The sequence below is a fragment of the Halomonas sp. H10-59 genome (assembly GCF_040070555.1).
Taxonomy (GTDB): Bacteria; Pseudomonadota; Gammaproteobacteria; order Pseudomonadales; family Halomonadaceae; genus Halomonas; species Halomonas litopenaei.
In genome coordinates, this window is record NZ_CP098828.1 from 2040554 (window position 1) to 2048518 (window position 7965).

Below are 7965 nucleotides of genomic sequence, written 5' to 3' on the forward strand. Positions count from 1 at the left end.
CGAGCCGTTGACCGTCAGATGATTCAGGCTTCCTGGGCCACCGGAATCACGTTCGAGGCGGCCTTCTGGTACTCCTCGATCTCGTGGAAGTTCATGTAGCGATAGATCTCGCCGGCCATGGCGTCGAACTCGCCCATGTAGCGACGGTACTCATCGACGCTCGGCAGGCGACCTTCCACGGCGGCCACGGCGGCCAGTTCGGCGGAGGCCAGGAAGACGTCGGCGCCATCACCCAGACGGTTGGGGAAGTTGCGGGTGGAGGTGGATACCACCGTGCTCTTGGCGGCGACACGGGCCTGGTTACCCATGCACAGCGAGCAACCCGGCATTTCCATGCGTGCGCCGGCGCGGCCGTAGATGCCGTAGTAGCCTTCCTCGGTCAGCTGGTGCTGGTCCATCTTGGTCGGCGGGGCGAGCCACAGCTTGGTCTTCAGGCTGCCGGCGGGCTGCTTCTCGAGCAGTTTGCCGGCGGCGCGGAAGTGGCCGATGTTGGTCATGCACGAACCGATGAACACCTCGTCGATGCTCTGACCTGCTACCTCGGACAGCAGACGGGCGTCGTCCGGGTCGTTGGGGGCACACAGCACCGGCTCCTTGAGCTGCTCCAGGTCGATCTCGATGACCTCGGCATACTCGGCGTCGGCGTCGGCGCGCATCAGGCTCGGGTCGGCCAGCCACTCTTCCATGGCCAGGATGCGACGCTCGATGGTGCGCTTGTCACCGTAGCCATTGGCGATCATCCACTTGAGCAGGGTGATGTTCGACTTCAGGTACTCGGAGACAGAGTCTTCGGACAGGGTGATGGTGCAGCCTGCCGCGGAGCGCTCGGCACTGGCATCGGACAGCTCGAAGGCCTGCTCGACGGTAAGATCCTCGAGGCCCTCGATCTCCAGCACGCGACCAGAGAAGGCGTTCTTCTTGCCGGACTTCTCGACGGTCAGAAGCCCCTTCTGGATGGCGTAGTAGGGAATGGCATGGACCAGGTCACGCAGGGTGACACCAGGCTGACGCTTGCCCTTGAAGCGCACCAGGATGGACTCCGGCATGTCCAGCGGCATGACACCGGTGGCAGCGGCGAAGGCCACCAGGCCAGAGCCCGCCGGGAAGGAGATGCCCATCGGGAAACGCGTGTGGGAGTCACCGCCGGTGCCGACGGTGTCCGGCAGCAGCATGCGGTTCAGCCAGGAGTGGATGATGCCGTCGCCCGGCCGCAGCGATACGCCGCCACGGTTCATGATGAAGTCCGGCAGGGTGTGGTGGGTTTCCACGTCCACCGGCTTCGGGTAGGCACTGGTGTGGCAGAACGACTGCATGACCAGATCCGCCTGGAAGCCCAGGCAGGCCAGATCCTTGAGCTCGTCACGGGTCATCGGACCGGTGGTGTCCTGAGAGCCGACGGTGGTCATCTTCGGCTCGCAGTACATGCTGGGACGCACGCCTTCCAGGCCGCAGGCCTTGCCGACCATCTTCTGGGCCAGGGTGAAGCCCTTGCCGGTGTCCTTGGGCTGCTCGGGCAGACGGAAGACGTCGGACTGCTCCAGACCCAGCGCCTTGCGGGCGTTGTCGGTGAGACCGCGACCGATGATCAGCGGGATACGGCCGCCTGCGCGGACCTCGTCGAGGATGACCTGAGTCTTCAGCTCGAAGGTGGAGATCACTTCGTCGGTGTCGTGACGGCAGACCTTGCCTTCATAAGGGTAGACGTCGATGACGTCGCCCATTTCCATCTTCGACACATCCATCTCGACCGGCAGGGCGCCGGCGTCTTCCATGGTGTTGAAGAAGATCGGGGCGATCTTGCCGCCGAAGCAGAAGCCACCGGCGCGCTTGTTGGGCACGTTGGGGATGTCGTCGCCGAAGAACCACAGCACCGAGTTGGTGGCGGACTTGCGCGAGGAACCGGTACCCACCACATCGCCGACGTAGGCCACCGGGAAGCCCTTGGCCTTGACCGCTTCGATCTGCGCCATGGGGCCCTTGGTACCGGGGACTTCGGGCTCGATGCCGTCACGCTCGTTCTTGAGCATGGCGTTGGCATGCAGCGGAATATCCGGACGTGACCAGGCGTCGGGGGCCGGGGAGAGGTCGTCGGTGTTGGTCTCGCCGGGCACCTTGAACACGGTCAGGGTGATCTTGTCGGCCAGTGCCGGCTTGGACAGGAACCATTCGGCGTCGGCCCAGGACTGCATCACGTCCTTGGCCACCTCGTTGCCGGCCTTGGCGCGGTCGGCGACGTCGTGGAAGGCGTCGAACATCAGCAGGGTGTGCTTGAGCTGCTCGCCGGCTTCCTTGGCAAGCTCGGCATCATCGAGCAGTTCGACCAGGGTCGCGATGTTGTAACCACCCTGCATGGTGCCCAGCAGCTTGACGGCATGCACCTTGTCGATGAGCGGAGATTCGGCTTCGCCCTTGGCCAGGGCGGTCAGGAAACCGGCCTTGACGTAGGCGGCCTCGTCCACCCCGGGCGGAACGCGGTTGGTCAGCAGATCGAGGACAGTCTCTTCTTCTCCGGCGGGCGGCGCCTTGAGCAGTTCGACCAGTTCGGCGACCTGTTCGGCGTTCAGCGGCTTGGGGGGAATGCCTTCCTGGGCACGCTCTTCGACATGTTGGCGATAGGCTTCAAGCACGTGGGGGCCCTCATTGGTTTGTGGTGGTCACGCTCGAACGCGTCTCGCTCGAACGTGAGGGACACGCTGTCAACGGTGGCCGGGATTCTAGAATAAACTGTCGACAATGTTAAGAGAGCCCGTCATGACGGGCTTTGAACTTTGGTCGCCGAGGCCGGTTCGTGCCTATTCGACTGGGGTAGGGGTGTGTCCGCTCGAGGCAGGCGTTACCATGTGCCGATTCAATTTTTAGCACGATGAGGTGTCCGACGATGACCCAAGTTGTGGTGTCGCCCTGCGTCGGGCTGTGTTCGACCACGGTGGGCGATAACGTCTGCCGCGGCTGTCAGCGCCATGATCAGGAAATTCTGCGCTGGTTCTCGCTGGATGGCGATGAGCGCGAGAGGCGGATCGGGGAACTGGACGCCTTGCGTATCGAGGTGGCCGCGAATTTCGTCGAGGTGATCGACGAAGACCTGCTGGAGCGCCAGATGCGACGTCATCGCGTGCGTTTTCGTTCGTCCCAGCCGGCGGCGTCACGGGTGATAGAGCTGCTGCGGGTGGGGCGTGATCGTATCGGCGACCTGGCAGCCTACGGTATCGTGCTGCGCCCAGGCGTTCCTGGCCAGCCTCAGCAGTTGTACGCCGCCATCAGCCAGGCCCTTCAGCAGGCCGCCGAAGAACGTCGGACACTTCATCTCGAGTCCGGGCCCGATGGGGCCCAGCAATGGAAACCGCTTTCATGAATGTCACCATCAGCCCCGACCATGACACCTCGCTGCCTGAGGAGCTTCTCGATTTCCTGCCGTGTGCGACGCCGAATGCATGGGTCGAGTGGGCGCTGGAGAATGAAACCCTGTTGTTGATCGATCACGCCCAGTGCGAGAAGAAAGCGGCGTCCACGGCCATGAGTCTGATGTATCGCTACGTGGATCACGTCGACCTGCTGACCAAGATGTCGCAATTGGCCCGTGAAGAGCTTCTGCACTTCGAGCAGGTCGTGAAAATCATGCGCGCCAGGGGGATTGAGTACCGCCATCTCAGCGCATCGCGCTATGCTGAAGGACTGAGGGAACTGGTCAGGCGCGATGAGCCGGAGCGTCTGGTGGATGTGCTGATCGTCGGTGCCTTGATCGAGGCGCGCAGTTGTGAACGCTTTGCGCGACTTATTCCACATCTCGACGACGAACTTGCCAAGTTCTACCGAGGTCTGGTTAAGTCGGAAGGACGCCACTTCGAGGACTACATCACACTGGCGAGCCAGCTTTCAGACGCGCCGATAGAAGCGCGCATTGCGGTCTTCAAGGCCCGCGAAGAGCAACTTGTGACGACCCCGGACGTCGCCTTTCGATTTCACAGCGGTGTGCCGGCCTGAGGCCGATAGCACCGCCACGCAGGGACACCATCATGCGGGACGCCCAACACGATGCTTCCCAGATAACGGACCAGGACCACCTGGCACTCTTTGGGCACTTTTCCCTCAACCTGGGAGACGATGTCCTCGTTCAATTCAGCTACGACAAGGTCAAGGCGCTGCTGGTCTACCTGCTGCTGCATCAGCAGCCGGTCAACCGCGCGACCCTGGCCGAACTGCTGTGGCCCGACCAGGGGTTGTCCTCCGGTCGCACCAACCTGAGACATGCCCTTCACTGTCTGCGCCAGTCGCTGGGGGATGAGGCCGACAAGGTGTTGACGGTGTCGCGCCAGACCATCGCCTTTCAACTGCCGGCGCAATGGGGGTTCGATGTTCATGACCTGCAGCGGCTGCTGGAGGGTAGTCGTGACATCGACACCCTGGAAGAATTGCTGGGGTTGTATCGAGGCGACCTGGTGGAGGAACTGCAGCTGCCGGCCTGTCCCGACTTCCAGCGTTGGCTGATTCAGGTGCGCAACGAGTGGCGCCAGCGAGTCATTCGCTTCGCTGAAGACGTGCTCGACCAGGAAGGCAGCATCCCCGATGCGCTGTTGCAGGAGCTGGTCAGCCGATTTTCCGGCTACGCTCCCTTTCATGAAAAGCTGGTGCGCCAACTGGCCGAGCAAGGCCAGATGGCGGCGGCGCATGAGCAGTACAACGCCTTCCTGCAGTTGCTGGCGCTGTCCGGGCAACAGCCAGACCCCAGTTTCCTGCAGTTGGCTTGCTACTGGTCCGACGGGCAGCCCGAAAACCCGTCCTTGTCGCCCAAGGGCGCCTTCTCGCGGACCCTGGCGATGGACAGTCCGCCGCTCGGCGAAGAGGAGGTCGAGCACCGGCAGCTGTCGGTCATGGCGATTCGCCTGACACTGGACGGCGACATGGGCAGCCGGGCCGAGACACGGGCCTGTCTGGCATTGCAGATCGAACTGATGCGCTGGCTCGAGAAGCAGTGCCACCATCTGGGTGGCTTCTGGTTGCCCGGTGCCACGGGCGGGCTGGGGCTTGCCTGTTTCGGTACCCATGGGCCGGCGCATCAGCTGGCCGAACTGGTGGCCCTGTACGAACACTGTCGACGTCTGTTGGCGGAAGAGTCGCAGCGACACTGGACCGGTGAAGGGAGCCTACCCCGCATGACCCTGGCGGCGGGCCTGAACAGCGGCCAGGTGGTCTATCTGCCGTCGCGCCACCTGGTGGATCCGCTGGGTCAGGTGACCCAGCGGGCACTCGACCTGATGAGCGCCGCCGAGGGCAGCGAACTCGTCATTTCTCAGGAGGCCAGCCAGCACATGCCGCCGGCGCTGGACCTGCAACCGAGGTTGTTTTCCCGGTTGGTGGCAAGCGACGGCCGAGTCCGCCTGCGTGCCCTGGTGCTGGGCACCAATGAGGGCGGCCGTGACGCGACGCCGCCAAGCCTGGTGGGGCGCGAAAACGCGCTGCGCATGCTGCGCGATGCCCTGGCGCGGGCCGGTATCGGTCTGCGTCAGAGCGTGCTGGTGAAGGGGCCTTCCGGGCTTGGCAAGTCGGCTCTGCTGGTGGGGTTTCGTCACCTTGAGCAGAGTCGCGACGCCACCATCTGCTGGCAGCCCAATACCCGTATGTCGGTGCAGGAATCCTATGGTGTGGCGCGCCACCTGGTGCGCTGGCACCTGGGGGGCGAGATCGACAGCGAGGGCCTGGCCGCGTTGGTCGAGCGCCTGGGGCTAAGCGAGCTGGATGACGACGATATTCGTTGGCTCGAAGAGGCCATGGGTATTCGCGAACCTCACGAAGTCTCGCTGCTGGCGCAGAGCAGCGAGGCGGTGGAAGCGGTGGTGGCGCTTCTGCATGGGCTGATTCATGAGCTGTCACAGGAACGTCCGCTGGTACTGATGATCGACGACCTGCAGTGGGTCGACGAGCCATCGTTCAAGGTGCTGGCCGGCCTCCAGGCGCGGCTGCCGATCAACTGTCCGCTGTTGTTGATCGCCAGCCATCATGGTCGTGAATCCTTGCCCACTCGACTGCACTGGGATCAGCAGATTGCGCTTGGCAGGCTCGACGCCATGCAGTCGTCGCGGCTGTTGACCCAGCTGGCTCGTCGCTATCGGCTGCATCTGTCGCCGCGCCTGCGAGGCCAGATCATCGAGCGCTGCGATGGCGTCCCGCTCTACCTGCAGGAGATCTGTCGTCGTCTCGACATGGACCGGCGGGAAGGGCGTAGCGTCCAGCTCGACGAACTGCCCCACGGCCTGCTTGGCCTGTTGACCAGTCGCATCGATCAACTGGATGGCGATCGCGAAGTGGCGCACATCGCGGCGGTGCTGGGTCGCCACTTCCGCTTCGACTTTCTGGCCGAGTGCAGTGGTTGGGAGCCGGAACGGCTGAGCCGGGCGCTGGAAGAAATGCGTCGACTCGAGATCATCGAGCCGTCCGATGGTGACGTGGGGGCGCGAGAATTTCAGTTCACCCACCAGCTGCTGCATGAGGCAGCCTATCTTTCCTGTCCGCGTGACGTGCGGGTCGACATGCATCGCCGCGTGGTTCAGTTGATCGAAGAACGTTTCCCGGTGTGGATCAGTCGTCATCCCGGTGACTTCGCCATGCACCTGCGGCGCAGCGGTCACTACGCTCGAGGCGCGCGCTACTTCGAGCTTGCCGCCCGGGAGGCGCTCAAGGTCAGTGCCAATCGCACGGCGCTGAAGATGGCCGACGCCGGCCTCGCCAGTCTGCGCCAGGTCGAGCCTCAGGCTGAGCGTGAAATCAGCCTGCTGACGGTGCGTGGTCAGGCCGCTTTCGCCCTGGAGGGGCATGGTTCGCCTACCGCCCACGAGAGCTTCGTCAAGGCACGCGAGCTGCTGGCTGAGTGCACCACCGACCTCGAGGATGAGGACGATCTCGAGCAGGCGTTCCTGGTCAAGTGGGGACTATGGGTTGGCTGCAGTCAGCGCAACGCCCACGCCGACGCCTTTCTGCTGGCCTCGCGGCTGAACGATCTCGCCTTGCGCCTTGAGGACCCGCGCTACCAGCGCCTGGCCGACTACGCCGGGGCAAGCTGTGAGTACTGGGCTGGCAGAATTCGCCAGGCCTATGACCATCTGGAAGAGCTGGATCCGCTGAATAAGCCGATGATGATCGAGTGGTTGCCGTTCTCTGACCACCCGCAGGTGGCGGCTGCCTGCTTCCAGGGATGGGCGCTGTGTCTGCGTGGCGACTACCAGCGGGCGGAACGCCATGTGGAATCGGCCATCCGCCTGGCGGAAGAGATCCATCATCCCGGCAGTCTGGCGATGGCGCTGATGTACGCCTCTGCGTTGTACCGCCAGCTTGGGCATGTCCACGAGGCGGCCAATCGGGCCCAGCGAGCGTATGAGCTCACCGGCAGCTCCGATCTGCACCTATGGCAGGTCGCCTCCCGTGCGGTACTGGGATGGCAGCAGGCGTTGGCGGGGAGTCGTGAAGGCCTGCAGCAGCTTCAGGCGGCCCACGAGGAACTGGCGGAAGTGACCGGCCGGGACCCGAGTCAGCGTCCGAACCTGTGGTACGTGGACGCCTGTCTTGCCATGGGGGAGCTGGAGCAGGCCGAAGACTATCTGGATCAGTGTCTGCTGATGGCCCGAGAGCGCACGACGCTGTTTGTCCCGGAGCTTGCCACCCAGTTGGCGCTGGTACGCCACCGCCTGGGTCGCGACGCCGAAGCGGTACGGACCCTCGCCGAGCAGGCGCGTACCCAGGCGGAGCGGGACGGCAACCTTCATCAATTGCTCGGGGCCCTGGAAGTCTGGCTGACGTGTGTCGATCCTGACGACGATGCGGTTCGAAGCGAGTTTCGCCGCCTGCTGTCCCAGGTCAGCCTGAGCGATGCGCCGGTGTTGATGCGCTGGCGAAGCCTGCTTGATCGTCGGGTATCGCAGACCACCGACGCTTGATGCGCTAGCTACCCATTCACTGACGTCTCACCGACAAGAC

4 protein-coding genes are annotated in these 7965 nt (G+C 63.8%); 3 read left to right on the forward strand and 1 reads right to left on the reverse strand.

Annotated features, from left to right (window positions below):
* Positions 1 to 23 precede the first annotated feature (23 nt).
* Entirely contained in the window at positions 24 to 2627 is a 2604-nt protein-coding gene (gene acnB, locus NFG57_RS08975) for a bifunctional aconitate hydratase 2/2-methylisocitrate dehydratase (protein ID WP_348815987.1), read from the reverse strand.
* 251 nt (positions 2628 to 2878) lie between these two features.
* Between acnB and NFG57_RS08980 the strand changes: the two genes are divergently transcribed.
* The 3 genes from NFG57_RS08980 to NFG57_RS08990 are packed head-to-tail and all read left to right on the forward strand — an operon-like array spanning position 2879 to position 7925.
* Positions 2879 to 3352, forward strand: coding sequence for a DUF1289 domain-containing protein (locus NFG57_RS08980; protein ID WP_222517224.1), 474 nt, complete (start codon positions 2879 to 2881; stop codon positions 3350 to 3352).
* Positions 3349 to 3981 (forward strand): tRNA-(ms[2]io[6]A)-hydroxylase, encoded by a 633-nt coding sequence (locus NFG57_RS08985; protein ID WP_222517223.1) that lies wholly within the window; start codon positions 3349 to 3351, stop codon positions 3979 to 3981. The genes NFG57_RS08980 and NFG57_RS08985 overlap by 4 nt, the downstream gene beginning before the upstream one ends.
* 32 nt (positions 3982 to 4013) lie before the next feature.
* Positions 4014 to 7925 (forward strand): AAA family ATPase, encoded by a 3912-nt coding sequence (locus tag NFG57_RS08990; protein WP_253028700.1) that lies wholly within the window; start codon positions 4014 to 4016, stop codon positions 7923 to 7925.
* Positions 7926 to 7965 lie beyond the last annotated feature (40 nt).